General features: G+C 72.5%; 1 protein-coding gene (cut by a window edge). It reads left to right on the top strand.

All coding sequences use genetic code 11. The features are described from left to right. On the top strand, window positions 1-265 hold part of the coding region annotated (locus CCL05_RS43340; RefSeq protein ID WP_425276000.1) for a protein kinase family protein (this coding region is incomplete at both ends). The annotated region continues 294 nt past the right edge of the window; 265 of 559 annotated nt are visible.

Here is a 265-nt window from a genome sequence, read left to right as displayed (position 1 = left end):
TGGACGAGGAGTTCCGGGCCCACTTCCGGCAGGAGGTCGCGGCGGCGCGCCGGGTGAGCGGGGCGTTCACCGCCTCGGTCGTGGACGCCGATTCGGACGCCGAACAGCCGTGGCTGGCGACGCTGTACGTGCCAGGTCGCACACTGGCCGAAATAGTGGCCCAGGACGGGCCGTTGGGCGGGCAGGACCTGCGCAGGCTCGCGCTGGGACTCGTCGAGGCGCTGCGCGACATCCACCGGGCGGGTGTCGTGCACCGGGACCTGAA

This window comes from Streptomyces africanus (assembly GCF_002150735.1).
In the GTDB taxonomy this organism is placed as follows: Bacteria; Actinomycetota; Actinomycetes; order Streptomycetales; family Streptomycetaceae; genus Streptomyces; species Streptomyces africanus.
The sequence above is the reverse complement of the archived record's forward strand: the minus strand, read 5'-3'. Positions and strand labels throughout refer to the sequence as shown.